Origin of the sequence: Streptomyces mangrovi (assembly GCF_900114215.1) — a bacterium.
Taxonomy (GTDB): domain Bacteria; phylum Actinomycetota; class Actinomycetes; order Streptomycetales; family Streptomycetaceae; genus Streptomyces; species Streptomyces barkulensis.
Window position 1 is genome coordinate 26442 of sequence record NZ_FOSG01000011.1, and the last position, 24135, is coordinate 50576.

Here is a 24135-nt window from a genome sequence, read left to right on the forward strand (position 1 = left end):
TCGTCACCCTCACGGCGTGAACGCCTCGATGCGCACCCCGGCCTCCGCGAGGGCCTGCCGCACCCGCCGGGCGAGCGCGACGGCGCCCGGGGTGTCGCCGTGCACGCACAGCGACCTGGCGCCGGCGGCCACCTCCCCGCCGTCGCCGGTGGCCACACTCCCGCGCAGCGCGATGCCCAGCGCCTGGGAGACCACGGTGTCCGGCTCGTGGATCACCGCACCCGGCTCCCGCCTGGGCACCAGCGTGCCCCGCGCGGTGTAGCCGCGGTCGGCGAACGCCTCGGCGACGGCGGGCAGCCCGGCCTCCTCGGCGGCCCCCAGCAGCAGCGACCCGGGCAGCCCCAGCACCGGCAGCTCCCCGCCCGCCAGCAGCACCCCGGACACCACCGCCCGCGCCTGGCCCTCGTCGTGCACCGCGCGGTTGTAGAGCGCCCCGTGCGGTTTGACGTACGCCACCCGCGCCCCGGCGGACTCGGCGAACACCCGCAGGGCGCCGATCTGGTAGGCGATCTCGTCGGCCAGCTCGTCCTCGGGGACCTCCATCGGCCGCCGCCCGAAACCCGCCAGATCGCGGTAGGCGACCTGGGCGCCGATCGCCACCCCCCGCTCGGCCGCCTGCGCGCACACCCGGCGCATGGTGGAGGGGTCCCCGGCGTGGAAGCCGCACGCGACGTTGGCGCTGCTGACGACCGAGAGCAGCGCCTCGTCGTGGGTGAGCTCCCACCGTCCGAAGCCCTCGCCCAGATCGGCGTTGAGATCGATCACCGGGGCCGTGTCGTCCACCGGACCCACCGGACCCACCGGACCCACCGGACCCACCGGAGTCACCGGATCCACCGCCCACTCGTCCCGCTGTGTCATGCCATGAGAGTAATTCGGGAACGGGGACGGACGCGTACGCGTCCGCCGGCTCCGTCAGCGCCGGCGGTGAACCCCGGGAACCTCCGGAGCCTTCGGGGGCTTCGCCTCCGCCTCCCCGCCGGCCCGCCCGTACCGCCCGGCCACCGCGCCCAGGTGGTGGAGGGCGAGGAGCAGCAGGCCGACGTCGTCCAGGTACACCGGGTCCGGGAGCAGATCGACGGGGAAGACCGTGTAGACCAGCGCTCCCCAGAACGCGGCCCTGGCACTCACGGGGATGTCCGCGCCGCGCAGGAGCAGATAGGCGCGCACCAGCCTGACCAGCAGGACGGCGGCGACGGCCAGCGTCGCGGCGGCGAGCACCGCGCCGACGGCGATCAGTACGACCTGCCAGGTCTCCAACGGACCTCCTCGCTCGCCGCCCGGCAGGCGGCCCGGAGCCGGGACGGCTGTCCTCACCCCTCTTCTGCTCACCGTCCCCGGGCGGAAACGCGCGGGGCCTCCCGCCCGGAGAGGCGGTGCCCGGTCGCCCGGCGGCAGCCGCCCCGCTCCCCGCCCAGCCGGCGTACACCATGCGGACAGCCCGCCCGCGCCCCGCGCTCCCGCCGTAGGGTGACCGCCGACACGCCCACGCACGCCAGACCGGCCCGCACCCGGGGAGCACACGCACATGACGCGCACCGACGACACGATCAGATGGGGCATCCTCGCCACCGGCGGCATAGCCGGAGCCTTCGCCCGCGACCTCGCGGCCCTGCCCGGCGGCGAGCTCCTCGCGGTCGGCTCGCGCTCGCCGGAGTCCGCCCGCCGCTTCGCCGAGGAGCACGGCGCCCCGCGCGCCTACGGAAGCTGGGCCGAGCTGGCCGCCGACCCGGACGTGGACGTGGTCTACGTCGCCACGCCCCACTCGGCGCACCTGGAGGCCGCCACCGTCTGCCTGGAGGCGGGCAAGGCGGTGCTGTGCGAGAAGCCGCTCACCCTCAACCTCGCCCAGGCGCGGGAGATGGTCGAACTTGCGCGCCGCAGGGGCGTCTTCCTGATGGAGGCCATGTGGACCTACTGCAACCCGGTGGTCCGCCGCATGCTCGACCTCGTCGCCGACGGCGCGATCGGCGAGGTGCGCTCGGTCCACGCCGACTTCGGCATCGTCGCCCCCGCGGACGCCTCGCACCGCCTGCGCGACCCCCGGCTGGGCGGCGGCGCCCTGCTGGACCTGGGTGTCTATCCGGTCTCCTTCGCCCATCTCGTCCTCGGCGAGCCCTCCTCCGTAGCCGCCTGGGCCCATCTGACGCCCGAGGGCGTGGACGAGACCACCGGCGTCCTGCTGGGTCACGACAGCGGAGCCGTCGCCACCCTCTCGTGCTCCATCGCCTCCGCCAGCCCCACCGTGGCGGCCGTCAGCGGCACCAGGGGGCGCATCGAGCTGCCGCACGGCTTCTTCGCCCCGGAGTCCTTCGTACTGCACCGGGAGGGGCGTGAGGCCGAGGAGGTCCGGGTGCCGCAGGCGGAGGGCGGCACCGGCTACGGGCCCGAGGCGGCCGAGGTGATGCGCTGCCTGCGGGAGAAGGAGACGGAGTCCCCGCTGGTGCCGCTGGACGGGACGCTGGCGGTGATGGCGACGCTGGACGCCGTCCGCGAGCGCGTCGGGGTCCGTTACCCGGGCGACGACTGACCGTTCGCCGGGCATCCGGCGTGCGATGGCGTGCCAGGGGCCCGCGGGGCTGTTGCGAGCGCCCTGCGGACCCCTCATCTGCCACGATGCCGAGAGCGCTCTCATTCCTCGGTCGGAGGGAGTGCCGGAAGGGCTCACGTCTCCAAGAGGTTTACGAATCAAGGGTATTGACGGTCCATCCGGTCGCATACAGGATCAGCGCCGTGCGCATGACGGTGCGCCTGCGCCTCCGTGTGTTCAAGTGCTGAAAACTTCGACCGCCCCCGAGGGAGCCGCCATGGGACAGCCACCGCACACAGGAACGGGACCCGGGGGAGGGGGCCGGCGAAGGCGGCGCGGAAGAACGGCCGCCGCGGCCCTCGGAGCTCTCCTCGCCCTGCTCGCCTCCGGTCTGACCCCCACCGCGTCGGCCGCCGCGCAGGACCGCGTCCTGGACGACTTCGACAGCGCGGTGCCCGGCCCGATCGGCACCTACGGCAGCACCCCCGAGGACACCCCCGCACTCAGCCAGGTGGCCGCCGAGGCCCGCCCGGGCGCCAACGCCTTCAACCGCGCCATGCGCGTGGAGTACGACATCACCGCCTGGGGCGGCTTCGACCACGCCCTGACCGGCGCCGAGGACTGGAGCGGCCACGAGGGCTTCTCCTTCTGGGTGAAGGGCACCGGCAGCGGGGAGCGCGTCCAGTTCGAGGTCAAGGACGGCGGCCCGAACGCCGGTCAGGCCGAGCTGTGGGCCGGCTACTTCACCGACGACACCGACGGCTGGAAGCAGGTCCGCACCCCCTTCGAGGACTTCGTCCGCCGCCCCGACCACCAGCCCGCCGGCGCCCCGGACGACGGCGTGCTGGACCTGACCCGGATGTGGGGCTACGCCGTCAACCTGCCCACCGCCTCCGGCGCCCTGGAGTTCGACCAGGTGGAGCTGTACGGCGTGGGCGGGGTGCGGGCCCGCGTCGCCACCGACCGGCCCGTCCACACCGTCGAGCACGGTGGCACCGCCACCGTGGAGGTGTCGGTGGGCACCACCGGCGGCGTGCCGCTGGCCGAACCCGTCACCGTCACCTACGCCACCGGCGAGGGCACCGCGGAGCCCGGCGAGGACTACACCCCGGTCGAGGGCACCCTCACCTTCCCCGCGGGCACCCCCTCCGGCACGGCGAAGACCTTCACCGTCGACACCAGGCGCAGCGCGGAGCCCGCCACCGCCAAGACCATCCCCATCACCCTCTCCGCCGACGGCGCACGCGCCCCCGACGACCCGCCCACCGTCGTCATCGACGCGCACGGCCTGCCGTACCAGAACCCCCGGCTCCCGGTGGACAAGCGCGTGAAGGACCTGCTGTCCCGGATGACGGTGGACGAGAAGATCGGCCAGATGACCCAGGCCGAGCGCGGGGCCCTGGAGGCCCAGGACCACATCGCCTCCTACGAACTGGGCTCACTGCTGTCCGGCGGAGGCTCCAACCCCGCCCCCAACACCCCCGAGGCCTGGGCCGACATGATCGACGGGTTCCAGCTGCGGGCCCGGCAGACCCGGCTGCAGATCCCGCTGATCTACGGCGTCGACGCCGTCCACGGCCACAACAACGTCGTCGGCGCCACCGTCTTCCCGCACAACACCGGCCTCGGCGCCGCCCGCGACCCGAAGCTGGTCGAGGACACCGCCCACGCCACCGCCAAGGAGGTCCGCGCCACCGGCGTCCCCTGGAACTTCAGCCCCTGCCTGTGCGTCAGCCGCGACGAGCGCTGGGGGCGGGCGTACGAGGCGTTCGGCGAGGACCCGGCGCTGGTCACCCGCCTGGCCACGGCCGTCGAGGGCTACCAGGGCCGCGCCGACGGCCGGGACCTGAAGGACGCCGACCGGGTGCTGGCCACCGCCAAGCACTACGTCGGCGACGGCGGCACCGAGTTCGGCTCCTCCACCACCGGCACCTACACCATCGACCAGGGCGTCACGAGGACGACGCGCGAGGAGCTGGAAACCGTCCACATCGCCCCCTTCGTGGAAGCGGTCGACGAGGGAGTGGGCACCGTCATGCCGTCCTTCTCCAGCGTCGACTTCCTCGGCGACGACCAGGGCCCGGTCAAGATGCACGCCCACGCCGACCTGATCACGGACGTCCTCAAGGGCGACCTCGGCTTCGACGGATTCGTCATCAGCGACTGGCAGGCCATCGACCAGATCCCCGGTGACTACGCCTCCGACGTACGGACCTCCGTCAACGCCGGACTCGACATGATCATGGTCCCGTACGACTACAAGGGCTTCACCACCACCCTGCGTGAGCAGGTCGACTCCGGCGCCGTGCCCATGGCGCGGATCGACGACGCGGTGACCCGCATCCTCACCAAGAAGTTCCAGCTCGGCCTGTTCGAGAAGCCCTACGCCGACCGCACCCACCTGGACTCCGTCGGCTCCGGCCCCCACCGGGAGCTGGCCCGCGAGGCCGCCGCCGACTCCCAGGTGCTGCTGAAGAACGACGGGAACCTGCTGCCGCTGAGCGGTGACGAGAAGATCTACGTCGCCGGCTCCAACGCCGACGACATCGGCAACCAGGCCGGCGGCTGGACCATCTCCTGGCAGGGCTCCTCCGGCGACATCACCGAGGGCACCACCATCGTCGAGGGCATCCGCCAGGTCGCCCCGGACGCCTCCGTCACCTTCAGCGAGGACGCCTCCGAGCCCACCGACGGGCACCGGGTGGGCATCGTGGTGGTCGGCGAGACCCCGTACGCCGAGGGCGTCGGTGACGTCGGCAACGGCCACGACCTCCAGCTGTCCGAGGCGGACGGGAAGGCGGTCGACACCGTCTGCGGCGCCATGGAGTGCGCGGTGCTGCTCGTCTCCGGCCGCCCGCAGATCATCACCGACCGACTCGGCGACATCGACGCCCTGGTGGCCTCCTGGCTGCCGGGCACCGAGGGCACCGGCGTGGCCGACACCCTCTTCGGCGAGCGGCCCTTCACCGGCCGCCTGCCGGTGAGCTGGCCGCGCTCGGCGGCCCAGGTCCCGGTCAACGTCGGCGACGCCTCCTACGACCCGCTCTACCCGTACGGCTGGGGCCTGCGCACCGACAGCGCCCGCGACCGGCTGGAGGATGTCCGAGAGGAGCTGCGGGACCGCCGCGACATCGCCTCCCGCGTCGCGGCCGTCCACGTCCGCCTCGCCCTCAAGAACCGGCACTGGAAGGCCGACGGCACGGTCCGCGGCACGGACGCGGTCCTGAGGCATCTGACCCGGGCCGCCGCCCTGCTGGAGAAGTCGAGGGCCGAGTCCTACCTCCAGGCGGACGAACTCGCCTCGGTCGCCCGGGACATCGCCCAGACCGCACTGCTGAAGGCCGGTGACGGAGCCCCGGAGCGCGCGGTGTCCCGCACCGCGGACGCCGACCACGCCCTGGCCTCCGGCGACTACGCCAAGGCGATCCGCCACCTGGCCGAGGCCCACCGACTGGCCCGCTGACCCGCCCGCCCACTCACCCGAACCGGTCCGCCGGGCGCCCCGTCTCCAACGGGGCGCCCGGCGGACCGCCGCTTTCCCTGGGCTTCTCAGCCGCCGGCGGGCTCCGGACGCCTCTCACGGCGCAGGCAGGCCGGGCCGGCTGCCCGCGGCGAAGGACTACCGTGCTGTCATGACCGGCCCGGCGCAGCGCACCATCCTCTTCCTCGACGTCGACGGACCGCTCATCCCGTTCGGTGTGCCGCCCCACCGGCCCCGGCGAACGCCCGTGCCCGGCCCCGCGGCGTCCGGCGGGCCGGGAAACCCGCTGCTGGAGCGGCTCGACCCCGCCGTCGGGCCGCGTCTGGCGGCGCTGGGCTGCGACCTGGTGTGGGCCACGACCTGGATGGACGACGCCAACGAGGCCGTCGCCCCGCGTATCGGGCTGCCGAGGCTGCCCGTGGTGAGGTGGCCGGACGCCTCCGCCGGCCATGGGCCGCGGGGCCTGCACTGGAAGACCCCTCATCTCGTCGAGTGGGCCGGTCACCGCCCGTTCGTCTGGGTCGACGACGAGATCGGCGCCATGGACCGTCTCTGGGTCGACGCGCAGCATCGGGCGCCGGCGCTGCTCCACCGCGTCGACCCGGCCAGGGGGTTCACCGACGAGGACTTCACCGCACTCGCCGCCTGGCTCCGCGCCGATGCCGCCTGAGGTGGGGCGGCCGTCGCGCCGCGCCGGAGTGACCGGGGCGGCCTGTACGCCCACCATGGAAGGACGTTCCGTTCACAGCCCGAGGTGGCCGGTGTCGCCGAGGCTGACGACCTGGCGATTGTGGAAGAAGTCGTCCTCGCGGAGGACGGTGATGCTGCCGGACGGAGCCCGGAAACTGACGGAGCCCAGCGACTCGAACGGCATCCCGATCCAGAACGCCACGACGAACGTCAGGGCGAAACCGTGCGTGACGACGATCTGGTGCCCGCACGGGCGCCGCAGGAGCTCGTCCACGGCCGCGTAGACGCGCCGTGCGCACTCCGCCCTGGTCTCGGCTCCCCGTACGCCCTCGTGGTGGCCCATCCGGTCCCCGGCGGCCGGCGGCGGGACGAACCGCCGGTCCAGCCACTCCTGCGGCCTCCCCTCGGCCTCCCCGTAGGATTTCTCCCGCAGCCTGCGGTCCAACAGCGCTTCCACACCCAGCGTTTCGGCCACGCGGTCGGCTGTCTGCCGGGCGCGCAGCAGGTCCGAGGAGACCACCTCCACCTCGGCCCCTTCAGGAATTCGGGCCCGTAGCGTCTGGGCGATGGAGGCCGCCGCGCGCATGCCCGCGGGCGTGAGACACGAGTCGTGCCATCCGCCGACCACTTTCTCCACATGGTGCGTTGCTTCCGGGTGGGCGATCGCATAAACGCTGCGCATCGAGAAGCCCTTCTGACAGGCGGTCACCGAGGGAGACATCGTCCGCGATCAAGAACGATTCTCCAGGAGTGGGTCGCGCAGTGCGCAGTCACCGCCTCACGGGCCGGTCCGCGCCTCGCGTCACGCCTTCTCCCGCCCGTCTTCCGAAGGAGGCGCCGTGCTGCTGTCCGCGACCGCTGCAAGCCTGTTGCTCCCTGAAAAGGCGGAGTACTGTGAATGTCCCAGGCGTTCAAGGGGGGAAGCTTGAACAATGCCAGATGCAGTCGTCCGGGTTGTCTGAACCTGGCACGCGCAACGCCTTATCCCGAAGGGATTCTCTGTCGGCCCTGCCGTCGCAGAGCGCAGGACGCCACGGAGTCCGCGAGTAAACGGCGAATCGGAACCACATCCGGAAAACAGCGGCCCGGGGGTCGCGTACAGCGAAGCAGAGAAGAGTCCGAGGGAAAGTCCGCCTCGTACTCGCGGCGGAGGACAGCGGCCCGGACGGCGCGCCAAGTGGCAGGGGAGGCGGCGACGGCTCGCCCTGGGCGACACCGCATCGTACGGGCCGAACCCGAGGTCGGAGGAAAGGCGCTCAAGCCGCCGGGCCCGGGCCCGCTCCCCGAGCTGAAGCCCATGTGGTGGGAGTTCAACGGGTGACCTCGGGCGCGGCGGTCGACGCGATCGTGAGCGTGCGCACATGCGCCGCTCGGGACGCGGGATGGAGGCGAACGGCCGGACGGGCCGGCTGTTCCGGCGCCGTGCAGACCGGCGCCGACCACTGCCGTTGATCTCACAGTCCGATGTCGAGGAACCCGGGCAGTCGGGACCGGGTTCCTCGACATCGGTGAGCGCACGGTTCCGAACCGCCGTCAGCGCCCGCAGCCCACGCGCTCGGTGGACAGGGCCAGGTCGTCCAGGAGCAGGTCGTAGGAGCCGGGGGTGGGGTCGCCCTGGTAGAGCTGCCAGCCGATGCGGACGGTGTCGACGTCGGGGAGGACGAAGTCGACCGGGTTGCCGCCGTGGCGGGTGGTGGTGACGGTCAGGTCCGGCTTGGGCTCGCCGTCGATCCAGACCGAGACGCGGTTGTCGTCCGCGTCCGTCTCCCACTCCAGGCACGTCCACTTCCCGGCCTCGGCGGGGGCGGACTCGCGCCAGTCGGTCCAGTCGCCCGTCGGTCCGCCGTCGGAGCCCACGCCCCACAGCTGCGTCCCGCCGCCGACGGTCGGCACGTACTGGCCGCCGATGGGCCGCACCACGCTGCCGTCGCCGCGGCCGGTGGCCTCGACCAGGGTGAAGTGGGCCCAGTCCGGGGCGGTGGGGAAGGCGTCCACACGGACCCGCATCCGGCCGAAGAAGCTGTTTCCGGGGGCGTCGAAGTCGTCGACCTCCAGGAAGGCGTGGCCGTTGCCCTCGGTGCGCAGGTGCAGCACCTGACCCGGCCGGTGCCTTCCGGTGTGGCGGCGGTCGCGTCCGGTGGAGCGCTCCACGGTCAGGGTGCCGTGCCGGGTGTCCACGCCCCAGTCCAGGCTGGTGCCCGCGCCGCGCGGCAGGTCCTCGAAGTCCTCGCAGAACAGCAGGGCGGGGGAGGGGACGCAGCCGTGGTGCGGCGGACGGTCGCCGGGCCGGTCGTGGGCGGGGTGGGGGACGGACGCCGCGCCGCCGGTGGCGGTGAGGGTGGTGACGGCGGCCAGGGCGAGGGCGCCGAGCAGTCCGGACAGCCGCCGGGAGGCACGGGGCCGGCGGTGGGGCGGACGAGGCGAGCGGGGTAAGGAGCGCATGGGGATTCTCCCTCGGGTGGGTCGGGGACTGCCGAACCGCTCTGGGAGCGCTCCCATGCGGTCGTCCGGCACCCTACGGCAACTCGCCGTCCGCGGAAAGGAGTTGAAGGGGGAGAGGAGATGGCGCGGGAGGCCGATCGCCCGGGCCCGCGGCGGGTGTCAGGCTCCCGCGCCGACGCGGGCCCGCAGGTTCTGGAACTGGCGCACCTGCATGATGAAGTGCGCCGGCTCACCCATCAGCAGGTCGAACGGCTTGGTGATGCCCCGCGGCCGGCTCCGGCCGCGGGTGCGGACCACCAGGCGCGTCCCGCCCGCCGGGGCCGGTCGCAGATGGAAGGCCCAGATGCCGTCCATGTGCGCCCGGGGCGGTGCGGCGGTCGGCACGTCGAAGGAGCGGCCGGACGGCAGCTCCAGGTCCGAGCGCAGCACCAGGGTCCTGTTCGGTTCCAGCAGGGCCACGGTGAACCAGGCGCGGCCGTCGCGCGTCGCGAGCAGCCGCTGCCCCTCCGCCAGGCCCTGCCATTCGGGCACGAGGCGGTCCGCGCTCGGCTCGCCGTAGTGGTCCAGGCTGTCCCAGCTGTACCAGCCGCCGCGGTCGCCTCCCATCTGGGCCAGCCAGGCCCAGACATCCTCGGGCGGCGCCGGGAGGGTGGTGGCCATCGTGGAGGTGCTGGTGGCGTCGGGGACGAGGGCGTCGCCGGGGTAGGTGCTCGCGGTCTCCTCCTCGGTCGCGCCCCAGGTCAGCAGCCGGGGGCGGAGCCGGAACGCGTAGAGCGCGGAGGCCGCGGAGGTCATGGTGAGGGGGAGCAGGCGGGCTCCCCGCCGGTGTCCGCTCATGCCTCCAGCATCGCGCCGCCGTCCGCACCCCGCCACTCGCCCGGCGGACCCCCCTCCCCTTCCGGGGAGGGCTTCCCCGGAAGGGGAGGGGCGGTGATCCTTGACGGACGCCCAGTGGAATCGATCCCAAACCGGAGGAACCGATGAACGGACAGCACCACCCGACACGGCGTACGGCCCTGGCGGGCGCGGCCGCCGCGGCCCTGGCGTACGCACCGGACGCCGCCGCGCGGCCGAGGGGCGGGGAGGGGCGGCGGTTACGGGTCTACCTGGGCGCCTACACCGGCGGCGCCCCCGGTCACGGCATCGGGGTGGCGAGCGCGGACCCGTACACCGGCGCCCTGCGGCTGGAGTCGGTGGTCCCCGCCGAGGATCCCTCCTTCCTGGCGTTGTCGGCGACGGGCCGCGTCCTGTACGCCGTCAACGAGGTGGAGAAGGGTCGGGTGTCGGCCTACGCGCTCTCCCCGGACGGCGCCGTACGGGGCTTCCTGGGACAGTCGCCCAGCGGCGGCGCCCACCCCTGCCACCTCGCCCTCCACCCCGGCGGACGCCATCTGTTCACCGCCGACTACACGTCCGGCACGGTCGGTGTCGTCGAGCTGCGACCCGACGGTGCGCCGGGGGAGTTGGTCCAGGTGGTGCGCTACAACGGCTCCGGCCCCGACCCCGAGCGGCAGGACGGGCCGCACGCCCACATGGTGCTGCCCGACCCCACCGGGGAGCGGCTGCTCACCGCCGACCTGGGCACCGACACCGTCCGGGTCCACCGCTTCGACGCCCGGCGCGGTCTGCTGACGGGCGGCGCCGAGGTGCGGATGGCGCCCGGGTCCGGCCCGCGCCACCTGGCCTTCCACCCCTGCGGGCGTACCGTGTACGTACTGGGCGAACTGGACTCCACGCTCACCTCCTGCGCGTACGACCCCGCCCGGGGCACGCTCACGCCCGTCACCACCGTGCCGATCCTGCCCCGGGGCGCCGATCCGGCGGGCACCACCGCCGCCGAGGTGCTGGTCTCGGCGGACGGCCGGTTCGTGTACGCGTCCAACCGGGGCCACGACCTCGTCGCCGTTCTCGCCACGGGCATGTCCGGCGGGATCCGCCCGCGTCCGGTCTCCCACCACCCCTGTGGTGGGAGGTCGCCCCGGCACATCGCCTTCGGTGCCCTCGGGACGGGCCGGCGCCTGCTGTACACGGCCAACCAGGACTCCGGCACGGTCGCGCTCCTGCGCCGGGACCCGGTGAGCGGTTCCCTCGCGCCGGCCGGGAAACCGCTCGCCTTCGACCGGGCGGTGTGCGTGCTGCCCGCGGGACGAGGCCGGTGAGGGAGCCCCGCCCGGAGCCGCGGCGGCTCCGGGCGGGGCTCGGACCGACAAGCGTGATTCAGTCCCGGGAGCCCAGGGCGGCCAGGGCCGCGTCCAGCCGCCGGGTGGCCTCGGAGGCGACGGGCTCCATGGCGGGCAGCCCGGTGAGGGTCACCATGGTGCCGGGGTCGAGGGCCTGGACGACCGTCTGGCCGCCGTCGCGGCGCACGACCACGTTGCACGGGAGCAGCAGTCCGATGTTGCGGTCGCTCTCCAGCGCACGGTGGGCCAGTTGCGGATTGCAGGCACCCAGGATCAGGTAGTCCTCGATGTCCTGGTCGAGCTTCTTCTTCAGGGTGGCGGTGACGTCGATCTCGGTGAGGACGCCGAAGCCCTGTTCGGCCAGTGCGTCACGCACTGCGGCCACGGTGGTGTCGAAGTCGGTGTCCACCCGGACGGTGCGGTCGTAGCTCACGTCATAACTCTCCTGTGCTCGGTGGTGTCACGGGCCGGTGCGCGGCGTCCGTTTCCGCTCGCCCCGGCGGGTACCCGCCGGGTGAGGGGCTACGCGGCGTCTCGATCCCTGAAATACCCCCCTGGGTATATGTTACGGTGGTGATCACATCCCCGGGGGCAGAGCGATCCGGAAGGAGCGACACCGTGTTCTTCGTCGACACCGTGGAGATCCAGGGACTGGGCAATCGTGGCTACCTGGCCGGGGGCCGGTCGGCGGCCGTCGTGGTGGATCCGCCGCGGGACATCGACCGGATGCTCGCACTGGCGGCCCGGCGGGGGGTGCGGATCGCCCTCGTCGCCGAGACCCATGTGCACAACGACTACGTCACCGGCGGGCTGGAGCTGGCCCGTGTGACGGGCGCGGAGTACCTGGTGCCGGCCGGCGCCCGTGTGTCGTACCCCCGCACGCCGGTGGCCGACGGCGACACCGCCGGAATAGAGGAGGGGCTGACGCTGCGCGCGCTGGCCACCCCCGGCCACACCCCGCACCACACCTCCTACGTACTGGAGGAGGACGGGCGCGCGGTCGCCGTCTTCACCGGCGGCTCGCTGCTGATCGGCGCCGTCGGAAGGCCGGACCTGGTCGAGCCCCGCATGACACGCGCACTGGCCCGCGCCCAGCACGCCTCCGCCCGCCGACTGGCCGACGAGCTGGAAGACGACGTGCCCGTGATGCCGACCCACGGCTTCGGCAGCTTCTGCTCCTCCACCCAGGCCGAGGGCGACTCCACCACCATCGGCAAGGAGCGCGAGTCCAACGACGCGCTGGTCAAGGATGTCGACGAGTTCGTCGCCGACCTGCTCGCCGGCCTGGACGACATCCCCGCGTACTACGCCCACATGGGGCCGGTGAACTCCGCCGGACCGGAACCGATCGACCTCACCCCGCCCCGGCGCGCGGACGCGGAGGAGATCGCCGCCCGGCTGGCCGCGGGGGAGTGGGTGGTGGACCTGCGCAGCCGTGTGGCGTTCGCCGAGGGCCATGTGGCGGGCGCGTACAACTTCGAGGCCGACGGCAAGCTCGCCACCTACCTGGCCTGGCTGATCCCCTGGGGCAAGCCGGTCACACTGCTGGCCGAGAGCTTCGAACAGCTCGCCGACGCCCAGCGGGAGCTGGCCAGGGTGGGCATCGACCGCCCCGCCGCGGCCGCCACCGGCGGCCCCGCGGACTGGCTCGGCCACGGCGAGGAGCCGCGCTCCTTCCCCCGGGCGGCCTTCGCCGAGCTGTCCGGCGTCCGCGAGCGCGGCGAGGAGGTGGTGGTGCTCGACGTACGCCGCGACTCCGAGCGCGCGAACGGCTATGTCGAGGGGTCGGCCCACATCCCCGTCCACCAGCTCCACGAGCGCGTCGCCGAGGTGCCCGACGGGACCGTCTGGGTCCACTGCGCCAGCGGGATGCGCGCGACGATCGCCGCCTCGATGCTGGACGCGGCCGGCCGCGAGGTGGTCGCCGTGGACGATCCCTTCGACGCGGCCGAGCAGGCCGGGCTGACCGTCGTACGGCCTGAGGCCTGAGAACCCCTTCCGCGCTGTCGGCCCGGCCCGCCCCCACCCGCACCATCCACCAGAGGAGAGCACCATGTCCCTGTTCCGCCGCGGTCCCGGCCGCGTCGACCCGGCCGAGGCCGACCGGCGTACGGCCGAGGGAGACGCCGTCCTGCTGGACGTGCGCGAGGACGCCGAGTGGAAGGCCGGCCACGCCCCGCACGCCGTCCACCTGCCGCTGTCCCGCCTGGTCGAGGGCGCGCAGCTGCCCGGTCATCTGACCGGTAAGCCCGTGGTGGCCGTCTGCCGTTCCGGCAACCGCTCGCAGAGGGCCGCCAGGCTGCTGGCCGAGCGCGGTGTGGAGGCGGTGGACGTCACCGGAGGCATGGCCGCCTGGGAGAGGCAGGGCCTGCCCGTGCGCGACGGGCGCGGACGCCCCGGCACCGTCGCGTGACCCTCCCGGCCCCGTTGTGATCCCTCGCGGGTCCCGCGGCCGGGACCCGCGAGGCCCCGGGGATCAGGCCAGGGAGAGGAAGAGCTTCTCCAGTCGGGCCCGCATCTGCTCGCGGTCGAGGGCGGCGGCGGGGTCGCCGTCGGGGCTGTCGGTCAGGCAGTGCTGCAGACCGGTGGCGATGACCGCGAAACCGGCCTTGTCCAGCGCCCGGGAGGCCGCCGCGAGCTGTGTGACGACCTCCTCGCAGTCCCGCCCCTCCTCGATCATCTTGATCACTCCGGCGATCTGGCCCTGCGCCCGGCGCAGCCGGTTGACCACCGTCCTCAGTTCCTCGGCCGCCATCGCCAGTTCCACGGAACCTCCCCTTTCATACCCCGCCGGGTACCCTACCTGCCGGGTCGTCCTCCCCCGCGTTCGGAAGGAAACATCTCACACATGTCCACCGCCCCCGCACTCACCGTCGAACAGAGCAGCTTCCGCATACACGAGCTGACCGTCGTCGACGTGCGCACCCCCGGCGAGTACGCGTCCGGCCACCTGCCCGGCGCTCACAACATCCCTCTGGACCGCCTCCAGCAGGCACTGCCAGCCCTGCGGACCGCCTCCGCCCGCGGCGACCTGCTGGTGGTGTGCGCCTCCGGAGCCCGCTCGGCGACCGCCTGCGCCGTCCTGGCCGAGCACGGCATCACCGCTGCCACCCTCGAGGGCGGCACCACCGCCTGGACCGAGCGCGGCCACGACCTGCACCGGCCCGCCGGCGCCCGTACCGCCTGGGCCATGGAGCGGCAGGTCCGGCTCACCGCCGGTTCCCTGGTCCTGCTGGGCCTGATCGCCGGCCGCCGCAGGCCGGCCGCGCGCCTGATCTCCGCGGGCATCGCCGGCGGCCTGGTCCTCTCCGCCCTCACCGACACCTGCGGCATGGCCCGCGTACTGGCCAAACTGCCCCACAACCGCCCCCGGCCCGCCGACCTGGACGCCACCCTGGCCGCCCTGGCCGGCTGACGCGCGTCCCCCGCGTCCCCCGCGTTCCCGGCCCTCCGCCCGTACGTTCCGGCCCGCCCCGCGGCCCGGTGGTGTCGCACCGGTACTCCGGGGGTACCGCGGGGCGGGACGGCTTCGAGGCCGTGTACGGATGGGAGGAAGCGGATGTCCGAGATGACCGCGGTGCGGCTCACCGGCTGGCAGAAGCCCCCGGAGATGACCCGGGTCCCGGTGCCGGAACCCGGCCCGGGAGAGGTCCTGCTGAAGGTGGCGGGTGCCGGGGTGTGCCACTCCGACCTGCACGTCATGGACTGGCCCGCCGGAACGATGCCCTATGACCTGCCCTTCACCCTGGGTCACGAGACCTCCGGCTGGGTGCACACCCTGGGGCCGGGCACACAGAACGCCGGATTGCGCGAGGGTGACGCGGTACTGGTCTACGGACCTTGGGGCTGCGGGGTGTGCCCCGCCTGTGCCCGGGGGGCGGAGAACTACTGTCACCGGGCCGCCGAACTCCGGGCCGCCGGCGGAGGACTGGGCCTGGACGGCGGCATGGCCGAGTACATGCTCGTCCCCTCCGCCCGGCTCCTCGTACCACTGGGCGACCTGGACCCGCGCACCGCCGCCCCGCTGACCGACGCCGCCCTGACGCCCTACCACGCCGTCAAGCGCTCCCTGCACAAGCTGGTGCCGGGAACGGCGGCGGTGGTGATCGGCGTGGGCGGGCTGGGGCACATGGCCGTCCAGCTGCTCAAGGCGCTGAGTCCGGTCGACGTCATCGCCGTCGATGTCGCCCCGGACAAGCTCGACCTGGCCGCCGGGGCGGGCGCCGACCACTGCGTGCCCGCCGGAGAGGGGGACGCGGACCGGATCCGCACGCTGACCGGCGGCCTCGGCGCCACCCTGGTGCTGGACTGCGTCGGTGCCGATGCCACGATGGCCACCGCCGCCGCGTGCGCCGCCGTGGAGGCCGACATCACCGTCGTCGGACTGGCGGGCGGCACACTGCCCGTCACCTTCGGGGCCGTGCCCTTCGAGGCCGCGGTGTCGATCCCGTACTGGGGCACCCGGCCGGAACTGGCCGAGGTCGTCGCCCTCGCCCGTGCCGGGCGGATCCGCCCGCATGTGGAGGTGCATCCGCTCGGTGAGGCGGGCGAGGTCTACCAGCGGCTGCGCGACGGCCGGGTCGACGGCCGGGCGGTACTGGTGCCCACCGCCGAGGCCTGACCCGCCGGCCGGCCCCGGCCTCGGACCCTGTCCGCGAGTGTGCCCCTTCGGCCCCCATGGAGCGGGGCGTGATCGGGTACCCGTGCACGGGTACCCGATCGCCACGGCGGAGCCCGCACCAGCGGTGGGCTCGAGGAAGGAGGCGGTGGCCGTGCCCGACAAGGAGCACCACGAGCTGCCGGACACCGGGGACATCGGCCGGCGGGTGGCCCTCCAGCGCGAGCGGCTGGGCCTCACCCGTGAGGAGGCCGCGGTACGGGCCGGCATGGCGCCGGGATACCTGCAGTACCTGGAGGAGCACCCCTCGGCCCCGAGCGGGCCGGGACTGCTCAGGCTGGCCGCCGCCCTGGAGACCTCCGTGGAGTGGCTGCGCGGCGGCGGCACCAACACCCCGCCCGGGCGGGGGCGGCCCGCGGGCCGCCCCCGGTACCTCGAACTCGACGAGGAGGAGTGCTGGGCCAGGCTCTCCACGCACGGCGTGGGGCGCATCGCGGTCACCACCGCCGACGGGCCCGCCATCATCCCGGTGAACTACCAGGTCGCGGACGGCGCGATCGCCTTCCGCACCAAGCCCGGCTCCGCGCCCTCGGCGGCCGTGGGGCACGAGGTGGCGTTCGAGGTCGACTACGTGGACGACGCCTTCCGGCGCGGCTGGAGCGTCCTGGTCGTGGGCCGGGCCCGGGCCGCCGGCGCGGACGAGGCCCGCCATCTGGCCGGACAGGAGCTCAGCGAGCCCTGGGCCGGGGGAGAGGAACGCGACCTGTGGGTGGTCATCCGGGCCGAGCGCGTCACCGGGCGCCGCATCCACACGGAGTGACCGGCGGGACGCGACCGTCCCGCCGGGGCGGGGCGCCGTCATCGACAAAAATAATGTGCCAAGCGTACGATAACTCTGGAGAATCCGAAACTCTGGAGAATCCGAGCAGTACGGACGGAACGGAGACCATGACGACCGGGCGGGCGGAAGAGGCGGAGCAGGCGGAGGAGCCCGGCAGGGCGGCACAGGCCCGCTACCCCAGGCCCCCGGTGTCGCTGGAGGAGGCCGAGTGGGTGTGGCGGACCCTGGCCTCCCAGGCCATGGAGGAGGGCGCGAAGCCGGAGACGGTGCGGCTGGCCGTGGTGACCGGCCTGGCCCGGGCCTCCGGCGCACGCTACGGCGACCTGCTGCGGTGCACGGTGCGGTCGCTGGACCTGGGGGCGGGCCGGGTGGACGTCGAGCACGGCAAGCACCGCGTCCCGCGGCGGCACGGCCTGGACGCGGGCACGGTGCTGGTACTGCGCCGCTGGATGGACGTCCGCGCCGACCTGTGCGCCGAGCTGGAGGGTTCGGTCCCCGAGGCACTGCTGCTGACGGTCCACCACACGCACGACAACGGGGTGACGGTCGCGGCCGGGCTGCCCATCACCCGGCAGGGCCTGGTGCTCTCCTGGCGCCGCTTCGTGTACCGCACCAACGCCGCCCACGCCGGCCGGCGCCCCCCGCTGCCCACCCGCTTCGAGCAGCTCCGCCGTGCCTGGACCACCGCCGGGGCGTGACGCGCGGGCCCTCAGCGGCCCGGGATCCGGGGGAGGGAAGCCCGCGTCAGTCGGTCCGGCCGGTGGTCTCCCGCCTCCGTTCCGCGCCGGCCGCCCCGCCGTCCCCCTCGCCGCTGTCGCCGCTCTGCCGGGGGGAGCGCCATGCCCGAAGCAGCAGGACGGCGGCCGCCAGGGCGGCGATCCCGGCCAGCACGGCCGCGTCGGGGATGCCGCCGCCCCATTCCGTCACCCACCGCTGCAGGGCGAACTCCTGGTCGACGTCGAGCAGCGCGGGCAGCGCGGAGGAGCCGTCGAAGACCAGGAAGACGGCGCCCAGCAGGATGAAGAACAGTCCGGACAGCAGCGAGATGCTGTGCGTCTCGAACCGTCCGACGCGCAGGGGGCGGCCGCGCAGCCACTTCCTGCGCCCCAGCTCGAAGCGCTCCCAGAACAGGGCCAGGACGAACAGCGGCACGGCCATGCCCAGCGCGTAGACGGCCAGCAGGGCGCCGCCGTACCAGGGGCTGCCGCTGACGGCGGCGACGGTCAGGACGCTGCCCAGGATGGGGCCGGCGCAGAAGCCCGCCAGCCCGTACACCGCGCCCAGGGCCAGGACCGACAGGGGCGAGGAGGGCCGGATGCCGGCCGCGGCCGTCTGCATCCGGCGCGAGGCGAACCCCAGGCCCAGAATCTGAGCGACGCCGAGCGCGATGACCGTCCAGCCCGCGACGGTGACCAGCAGGTCGCGGTTGCCGTAGAACAGCCGGCTGGCGAAGGAGCCGGCGGCGCCCAGCGGGACGAGTGTCAGGCACAGGCCGCCGTAGAAGACCGCGGTCCGGCCCAGCAGCCGGGCCGGGCTGTTGAAGGAGTAGGCGAAGAAGGCGGGCAGCAGCAGGGCGCTGCACGGGCTGAGCAGGGCCAGCAGCCCGCCGGCGAACGCGGCGAGATATCCGATGTCGCTCACTTGGCGTGTGTCTCCGCAGCCTTCTTCGCGTCCTCGATCGCGTCGGTGAAGACCTCGGTCGGCTGGGCGCCCAGGATGGGCCGGTCGTTGACCAGGAAGGCCGGGGTGCTGGTGACGCCCAGCTCGTAGCCTTCCCGGGAGTCGCGCTCGATCGCCTTGCCGGCGGCGTCGCTGTCCATGTCGGAGCGGAACTTCTCCAGGTCCTTCACCCCGGCCTCGCGGGCCATCTCCACGAGCTCGTCCCCGGCGAAGTGGCCGCTGTTCATCTTGCGCTCCTCGCCGAAGGCGAGCTTGTGGAACTCCCAGAACCTGCCCTGCCGCCCGGCGGCGTACCCGGCCCGCGCGGCGGCCTCGGACTCCTCGCCGAAGATCGGGAAGTCGCGCCACTCGATGCGCAGGACGCCGGACTCGACGTACTTCTCGATCAGTTCCGGCTCGGTGTCCCGGGCGAACTTCCCGCAGAACGGGCACTGGAAGTCGGCGTACTCGATCAGCACCACGGGGGCGTCGGTGCTGCCGATGGCGTTCGGGTCGCCGTCGTCGCGGCGGGCGAGGGCGAGGAGGTCCTCGTTGGGGGGTGCGGTGTCCTGCGGGGTCTCGACCCGGGCCGCGGGCTCGTCGTCGCCGGAGCCGGGGGCTGTGCCCAGGGCCGACACCAGGCCCAGGACGAGTGCGAGGACGAGAACGGCGACGGCGGCCAGGACGCCGCGCTTGCGGCGTGTGGACGTGCTGGACATGGCGGGCATGGCAAAGCTCCAGGAAGAACAGGGAGAGGGGAGGAACGGGAAGGAGTGGCGGAAAGCAGGGGAGAAGGGCAGGAGGAAGAGGTCTGCCGGAAGCCCTGCGGGGAGAAGCGGTCAGGCCGCGGGGGCCGCGTCCTGCACGGGAGCGCGGCAGGCGATCTCACCGGTCAGCCGCTTCACCGCCGCCACGGCCAGCAGGGCGACCGAGGCAAGGGCGAGGAACGGCTGGATGGGGGCCCAGACGCTGAGCGCGCCGGAGGTGCCCAGGGCGATGAGGACGAACTTGTTGCACACCGGGCAGCCCACGGCCAGGAAGGACAGCACACCGCCGATGGAGCCGGAGCGCGAGGCCCGGGGGGCGCCGGGGGCCCTGACATAGGTGGCGAGGACGATGCCGGCCAGCAGGGCGGTGGCGACGAGCGTCGGGTAGTTCCACCACAGCGTCGGGGTCATCCGGGAGAAGAGCGGGTTGGGGATGACGGCGGCGGGGAGGCCGACCAGCAGGGCGGTCAGGGCGGCGCCGCCCGCCGCGGCGCCCCAGCGCAGCGGGGTCCACGCCGCGAGGGCGATGCCGACCGTGCGCAGGGTGCGCGGAAGGGAGGAGAGCATGAGGGAGATCCTGTCCTGTCGTGACGCGGAACCGGGGGACCGGAAGGTCCGTGTGCGGACCGCGTGTGAACGATGGCGACGGCGGGAGCCGCGGAAGGCGGCCCCGGACAGGTCTAGATCCTCAGGACGGTGAAGGCGTGCGGGTCGTGCGTGACGGGCCCGGCCCGGCCGGTGGGAGCCCGGGCGCCGTGGATGCCGGGGTCCGCGGACACGGGGCGCCCGTGGACCTCGGGCGCCGCCACGGGGTCTCCCGCGCCTGTGGCGGGAACGACCGCCGGCGCGCCCTCGTCGCCGGAGCACGAGGGGGAGTCACCGTCGCCCGCCGTGGGCGCGGTCACCACCGCCATCACCCGGTCGGCGTACGCGGGCGTCCCTGAGGCGTGGGACCCCTCCGCGAGGAGTGCGGACCCGGCGGGGGTGAGAGCGCGGTCCTGATGGGCCGAGGAGGCCGACGCCGGGACGCAGAGCACCGTCAGCAGGGCCGTGAGGGCCAGGGCGCAGACGGCCCACGGGGAGAGGCCGGGGAGGCGGCGGAAGACGTGCATCGCTTGTGCTCCCCCTCTCCCGCAGGGCCCGGTCGGCGTGAAACATGCGGTCCACCGGGTGACCGGGGACGCTCGGCAGCGTACAGGACGGTGTCGGCCGTGGGTCTTCCCTCCTTCCGCGGGGCGGGTGGGGCGGGAGAGGCCGGGGCGCGGACACCACCTCCGTTTCTATACCCCTAGGGGTATGAATGTCCAGAGGGGCCCGTCACGTGCGGTCGGCCCCGGGGGGCGAGCAGGCCCGCTCGATCGATGCTCTGGTGCGCATGGAGCGCCCCCGCCCCCGTCCGAGCCGCCCCCGTCCGAGCCGCCCCCCTCTGATCCGCTCCGGTCGGGGCCGACCGGGCCGGGACGGGGCGCCGGGCGTCACTTTCCGGCGGCCTCCCGCAGGGCCTGGACGTCGATCTTCCTCATGCCCAGCATGGCCTTCATGACCTGCTGGGACACCGTCGGGTCGGGGTGGCTCAGCAGCTCGGGCAGCTCCCGCGGGACGATCTGCCACGACAGGCCGTAGCGGTCCTTGAGCCAGCCGCACACGCTCTCTTCGCCGCCGTCGGTGAGACCGGCCCACAGCTCGTCCACCTCCGCCTGGTCGGCGCAGTCCACCGAGAGCGAGATCGCCTCGCTGAAGGTGAACTCCGGGCCGCCGTTGAGCGCGATGAACTCGCGTCCCGCGAGCTCGAAGGTGACGGTCATGACCGATCCCGGCTCGCCCGGCCCGGCCTCGCCGTAGTGCTGGACGTCCGTGATCCGGGAGTCGGGGAAGAGAGAGGTGTAGTACCGGGCGGCCTCCTCGGCCCGGCCGTCGAACCACAGACAGGTCGCGATCTTCTGCTTCTGCATGGCATGCCCTCCTGGTGTGCGGATGCCGAACGCCTTCCGATGGGTGGACCGGCCGGGCCGCCGGAACTCATCGCCGCCCGCCCGGTGGATCCGGACGGGCGGCGCATCGGGCGGGGGCGGAAGGAGACGGAAGGATGCCGACGCGCCGGTGGCGCGGCGGTCCGAAGACCGCCGCGCCACCGGTTGTGGGGGGAGGGAGTGTGTGCGGGAGCCGCCGTGACCGGGGTCAGGAGGCGGTGCAGGAACCGAGCCGGGGCGCGTTCCAGTTGCCGTTGGCCATCACCGTGAAGCCGAAGCTGGTGGAGGAGCCGGCCGCCAGGGTGCCGTTCCCGCTGGGCCGCATGGTCATGACGTTGCCGCTGGAGTCCCAGCTCGGGGTGCCGTTCCAGGTGGCGGAGATCTTCTGGGGCGAGGAGACGGTCACCGTCGTGGACCAGTTGGTGATCGGGGCGCTGCCGGCCCTGACGGTCACCCTGCCGTTGAAGCGGTCGCCCCATCGTTCGGTCTGCTCGTAGGTGACGGTGCAGGAGGCCGTGTCGCCGCCACCGGTGGTCCCGCCGTCCGTGCCGCCGTCGGTGCCTCCCGTGGTCCCGCCGCCGTCGGAGCCGCCGAGGGCCTCCATGACGCCCTGGTAGGCGGGCTTCTTGTTGTAGTTGCCGTCGAAGAGCAGCGGGGTGTCGGAGGAGCGCCAGGAGTACTTGTCGGTCACGCCCCAGACGGTGATGCCGGTGCAGCGCGAGACGGCCAGGCAGGCCTGGGTGACGCCCTTGAACTGCTCGGCCTGGGAGGAGCCGGAGCCGGCGATGTCGAGCTCGGTGATCTGGACGTCGACGCCGAGGTCGGCGAAGTTCTGCAGGGTGGTGTGGTAGTTGCTGGGCACCGGGTTGCCGCTGTTGAAGTGGGCCTGGAAGCCGACGCAGTCGATGGGCACGCCGCGCGACTTGAAGTCCCTGACCATGTTGTACACGGCCTGGGTCTTGGCGTGGTTCCAGTTGTCGGTGTTGTAGTCGTTGTAGCAGAGCTTGGCGTCCGGGTCGGCGGCCCGGGCGGTGCGGAAGGCCTCCTCGATGAAGCCGTTGCCCAGGCGCTGCTGGAAGACGGAGTTGCGGCGCGCGCCGCTGGAGCCGTCCTCGAACGCCTCGTTGACCACGTCCCAGGAGTGGACCTGGCCCTTGTACTGGCCCATCACCCGGTTGATGTGGTTGTTCATCGTCGAGCGCAGGTCGTTCGTGGACAGGCTGGTCACCCAGCTCGGCAGCTGGGAGTGCCACACCAGGGTGTGGCCGCGCAGCTTCATGCCCTGGCTGCGGGCGTGGTTGGCGATCCGGTCGGCGGTGGAGAAGTTGAACGAGTTGCGGGAGGGCTGCAGAGCGTCCCACTTCATCGCGTTCTCGGCGGTGATCGAGTCGAACTCGCGGTTCAGGACGCTCATGTAGTCCGACTCGCCCATCCGGCCGGCGGCGATCGCGGTGCCGAAGTAGCGGCCCTGCTCGGCCGCTGCCCCGGCCAGGGTGGAGGCGGCGGAGGCGGTGCCGGTCAGAGCGGTGACGGTGCCTGCGGCCGCCAGCGCCAGAGTGGCACCCACGACCAGCGCGTTGCGCAGCGCGGAGCGGCCGCGCCGGCCTGGTGTTCTGGGTTCGTGGGAGGTGCGGGGGGTGTCGATCACTGCGGTCCCTTCGTCCGTGGCCCGCCTTCGTCCTGCCGGGGCAGGACGGGACGCCGTCGGGCCGGTGGGTGTGCCGTTCGCGGCTCCTGGCCCCGCCGACCGGCGCGAGGCCGGTGACAGGTCCATGGCGATCAGCAACGATCGAAGTGGAGTATGCGCTGACCACGAGTCAGCGTCAATGCTTCCTTCCGGAAAAATTTCGGATGCTATCGAGGTCCAGCCCCCCTCCCTGGCATGGTTGTTGGAGTATGCGAAGGGGGGAATGGATCGATCGGGGCATGTTCCCGGTCGAAAGTTTCGGTCTTTTTCCGGATGGAACAAGAGGTCGTCCACCGCACGGTCATGAGCCCCGGCCCCGGGCAGCACAAGGCCGCGCCGCGACGAGGGGGAGGGGCGTCGCGGGCGCGGCCGTACCGTGCGCGTGCCCGGCGATCCGCCGCTCACACCCGGTTGGCCGTGGAAAAGCGATCCGCGTCCGCCTTCCCGGGCCGACCTCCAGCGGACAGCTTCCACGGGCACTGTGACGGCGCATCACCCGTTCGGCGTATTCGCCTCTCCGGCCAGGGGCGATGTCACCGGAGCCGGTGGGGCACTTCTATCCTTCCCCCGGAGCCGAACGGCGCGCGGACGGCCGCGGCTCCGCGCCGCCCCGCCGGGCGGACGGTCCGGACGGCGCACGGCCAGGACCTCTCGAGCGACGTACGGAGTGTGCCCGTGGCACTGTGGAACCGCCTCAAGGAATCCGCACAGACGATGCAGGCCCAGCTGGAGGAGAGGAGGAACGAGCTCAGAGGCGGCGCGTTCCGCGACGCGTCCATGGCGATGTGCGCACTCGTCGCCGCGGCCGACGGCACGGTCGACCCGGCCGAGCGGCGCCGTGTCGCCTATCTGATCGCCAACAACGAAGTACTGAAGAACTTCCCCGCCGACGAGTTGCAAGGCCTCTTCGAGGGCCGGCTGGACGCGATCGCCGCCGACCGCGAGAGCGGCAGGGCCGACGCCCTCCGGGAGATCGCCGGGGTCAGGAGAAAGCCGCTGGAGGCGCGCGCCGTCGTCCAGATCGGCATCGTCATCGCAGGCGCCGACGGCCGCTTCGACCTCGCCGAACGGGCCGTGGTCCGTGAGGTCTGCCGGGCACTGGACCTGCCCCCGCACGAGTTCGACCTGTGAACCGGTGAGCGCGGGGGCCCGCACCTCATCACACCCCCGCGCCCCCGCACCCCGTGCTTCCATGCCCGGTCCTCTCCCACCGCCGTCCCTCGTCCACATGGCCCACCGCGCCGTTTCGCGCCGCGTACTGCGGGAACCC

24 protein-coding genes are annotated in these 24135 nt (G+C 73.4%); 11 read left to right on the forward strand and 13 right to left on the reverse strand.

Going from position 1 to position 24135, the window contains the following annotated elements; all coding sequences use genetic code 11:
* Positions 1–9 precede the first annotated feature (9 nt).
* Together BM237_RS16655 and BM237_RS29590 are read right to left on the reverse strand one after the other, a co-directional pair.
* A complete protein-coding gene (locus BM237_RS16655) occupies positions 10–765 on the reverse strand; it encodes a LamB/YcsF family protein (RefSeq protein WP_093850608.1) in 756 nt (251 codons plus the stop codon).
* A 150-nt stretch (positions 766–915) separates the two neighbouring features.
* Complete coding sequence (locus BM237_RS29590; protein WP_107415236.1) at positions 916–1260, reverse strand: DUF1232 domain-containing protein; 345 nt, start codon at positions 1258–1260, stop codon at positions 916–918.
* A 268-nt stretch (positions 1261–1528) separates the two neighbouring features.
* Here BM237_RS29590 and BM237_RS16665 point away from each other — a divergent pair, with 268 nt between their 5' ends.
* The 3 genes from BM237_RS16665 (at position 1529) to BM237_RS16675 (ending at position 6681) form a co-directional block, all read left to right on the forward strand.
* Positions 1529–2530 carry a Gfo/Idh/MocA family protein gene (locus BM237_RS16665; RefSeq protein ID WP_093850470.1) on the forward strand — a complete coding sequence of 334 codons (1002 nt, stop codon included), beginning with the start codon at positions 1529–1531 and terminating at the stop codon, positions 2528–2530.
* Between the two features lie 277 nt (positions 2531–2807).
* Positions 2808–5993, forward strand: coding sequence for a glycoside hydrolase family 3 N-terminal domain-containing protein (locus tag BM237_RS16670; protein ID WP_093850471.1), 3186 nt, complete (start codon positions 2808–2810; stop codon positions 5991–5993).
* A 169-nt stretch (positions 5994–6162) separates the two neighbouring features.
* On the forward strand, positions 6163–6681 hold the full coding sequence (locus BM237_RS16675) for an HAD domain-containing protein (RefSeq protein WP_093850472.1): 519 nt from the start codon (positions 6163–6165) through the stop codon (positions 6679–6681).
* Between the two features lie 72 nt (positions 6682–6753).
* Here the strand turns inward: BM237_RS16675 and BM237_RS16680 are convergent, their stop codons facing one another.
* From BM237_RS16680 to BM237_RS16690, 3 genes are all read right to left on the reverse strand, one after another.
* A complete protein-coding gene (locus BM237_RS16680) occupies positions 6754–7383 on the reverse strand; it encodes a histidine phosphatase family protein (RefSeq protein WP_093850609.1) in 630 nt (209 codons plus the stop codon).
* Positions 7384–8234: 851 nt separating this feature from the next.
* Positions 8235–9143: a hypothetical protein gene (locus BM237_RS16685; protein WP_093850473.1), complete on the reverse strand. Its 909-nt coding sequence runs from the start codon at positions 9141–9143 to the stop codon at positions 8235–8237.
* Between the two features lie 159 nt (positions 9144–9302).
* Complete coding sequence (locus tag BM237_RS16690; protein WP_093850474.1) at positions 9303–9980, reverse strand: hypothetical protein; 678 nt, start codon at positions 9978–9980, stop codon at positions 9303–9305.
* 143 nt (positions 9981–10123) lie between these two features.
* On the opposite strand from BM237_RS16690, the gene BM237_RS16695 reads away from it, so the two are divergent.
* A complete protein-coding gene (locus tag BM237_RS16695) occupies positions 10124–11302 on the forward strand; it encodes a lactonase family protein (RefSeq protein ID WP_093850475.1) in 1179 nt (392 codons plus the stop codon).
* Positions 11303–11360: 58 nt separating this feature from the next.
* Here BM237_RS16695 and BM237_RS16700 read toward each other — a convergent pair whose 3' ends face one another.
* Positions 11361–11756, reverse strand: a complete 396-nt coding sequence (locus BM237_RS16700; RefSeq protein ID WP_093850476.1) for a DUF302 domain-containing protein — start codon at positions 11754–11756, stop codon at positions 11361–11363.
* Between the two features lie 185 nt (positions 11757–11941).
* Between BM237_RS16700 and BM237_RS16705 the strand changes: the two genes are divergently transcribed.
* Together BM237_RS16705 and BM237_RS16710 are read left to right on the forward strand one after the other, a co-directional pair.
* On the forward strand, positions 11942–13312 hold the full coding sequence (locus BM237_RS16705; RefSeq protein ID WP_093850477.1) for an MBL fold metallo-hydrolase: 1371 nt from the start codon (positions 11942–11944) through the stop codon (positions 13310–13312).
* Between the two features lie 64 nt (positions 13313–13376).
* On the forward strand, positions 13377–13736 hold the full coding sequence (locus BM237_RS16710) for a rhodanese-like domain-containing protein (protein ID WP_093850478.1): 360 nt from the start codon (positions 13377–13379) through the stop codon (positions 13734–13736).
* 63 nt (positions 13737–13799) lie between these two features.
* Here the strand turns inward: BM237_RS16710 and BM237_RS16715 are convergent, their stop codons facing one another.
* On the reverse strand, positions 13800–14090 hold the full coding sequence (locus BM237_RS16715) for a metal-sensitive transcriptional regulator (protein ID WP_093850479.1): 291 nt from the start codon (positions 14088–14090) through the stop codon (positions 13800–13802).
* Between the two features lie 81 nt (positions 14091–14171).
* Between BM237_RS16715 and BM237_RS16720 the strand changes: the two genes are divergently transcribed.
* From BM237_RS16720 to BM237_RS16735, 4 genes are all read left to right on the forward strand, one after another.
* Positions 14172–14738, forward strand: coding sequence for a rhodanese-like domain-containing protein (locus BM237_RS16720; protein WP_093850480.1), 567 nt, complete (start codon positions 14172–14174; stop codon positions 14736–14738).
* Between the two features lie 153 nt (positions 14739–14891).
* Positions 14892–15944 carry an NAD(P)-dependent alcohol dehydrogenase gene (locus BM237_RS16725; protein WP_093850610.1) on the forward strand — a complete coding sequence of 351 codons (1053 nt, stop codon included), beginning with the start codon at positions 14892–14894 and terminating at the stop codon, positions 15942–15944.
* Between the two features lie 151 nt (positions 15945–16095).
* The gene (locus BM237_RS16730; protein WP_245793676.1) at positions 16096–16761 is read left to right on the forward strand and encodes a helix-turn-helix domain-containing protein; all 666 of its coding nucleotides are present in this window, start codon (positions 16096–16098) and stop codon (positions 16759–16761) included.
* Positions 16762–16889: 128 nt separating this feature from the next.
* Positions 16890–17480, forward strand: a complete 591-nt coding sequence (locus BM237_RS16735) for a tyrosine-type recombinase/integrase (RefSeq protein WP_093850481.1) — start codon at positions 16890–16892, stop codon at positions 17478–17480.
* Between the two features lie 46 nt (positions 17481–17526).
* On the opposite strand, the gene BM237_RS16740 is transcribed toward BM237_RS16735, so the two are convergent.
* The 6 genes from BM237_RS16740 to BM237_RS16765 form a co-directional block, all read right to left on the reverse strand.
* Positions 17527–18423: a cytochrome c biogenesis CcdA family protein gene (locus tag BM237_RS16740; RefSeq protein ID WP_093850482.1), complete on the reverse strand. Its 897-nt coding sequence runs from the start codon at positions 18421–18423 to the stop codon at positions 17527–17529.
* Positions 18420–19160: a DsbA family protein gene (locus BM237_RS16745; RefSeq protein WP_425443702.1), complete on the reverse strand. Its 741-nt coding sequence runs from the start codon at positions 19158–19160 to the stop codon at positions 18420–18422. Before BM237_RS16745 ends, BM237_RS16740 begins: the two co-directional genes overlap by 4 nt.
* Before the next feature lie 120 nt (positions 19161–19280).
* On the reverse strand, positions 19281–19775 hold the full coding sequence (locus tag BM237_RS16750; RefSeq protein ID WP_093850484.1) for a hypothetical protein: 495 nt from the start codon (positions 19773–19775) through the stop codon (positions 19281–19283).
* A 113-nt stretch (positions 19776–19888) separates the two neighbouring features.
* Positions 19889–20320: a hypothetical protein gene (locus BM237_RS16755; protein ID WP_093850485.1), complete on the reverse strand. Its 432-nt coding sequence runs from the start codon at positions 20318–20320 to the stop codon at positions 19889–19891.
* 363 nt (positions 20321–20683) lie between these two features.
* Positions 20684–21160, reverse strand: coding sequence for a VOC family protein (locus BM237_RS16760; RefSeq protein WP_093850486.1), 477 nt, complete (start codon positions 21158–21160; stop codon positions 20684–20686).
* Positions 21161–21386: 226 nt separating this feature from the next.
* On the reverse strand, positions 21387–22826 hold the full coding sequence (locus tag BM237_RS16765) for a glycoside hydrolase family 10 protein (RefSeq protein ID WP_425443703.1): 1440 nt from the start codon (positions 22824–22826) through the stop codon (positions 21387–21389).
* A gap of 714 nt (positions 22827–23540) precedes the next feature.
* Here BM237_RS16765 and BM237_RS16770 point away from each other — a divergent pair.
* Positions 23541–23996, forward strand: a complete 456-nt coding sequence (locus BM237_RS16770) for a tellurite resistance TerB family protein (protein WP_093850487.1) — start codon at positions 23541–23543, stop codon at positions 23994–23996.
* Positions 23997–24135: the final 139 nt, after the last annotated feature.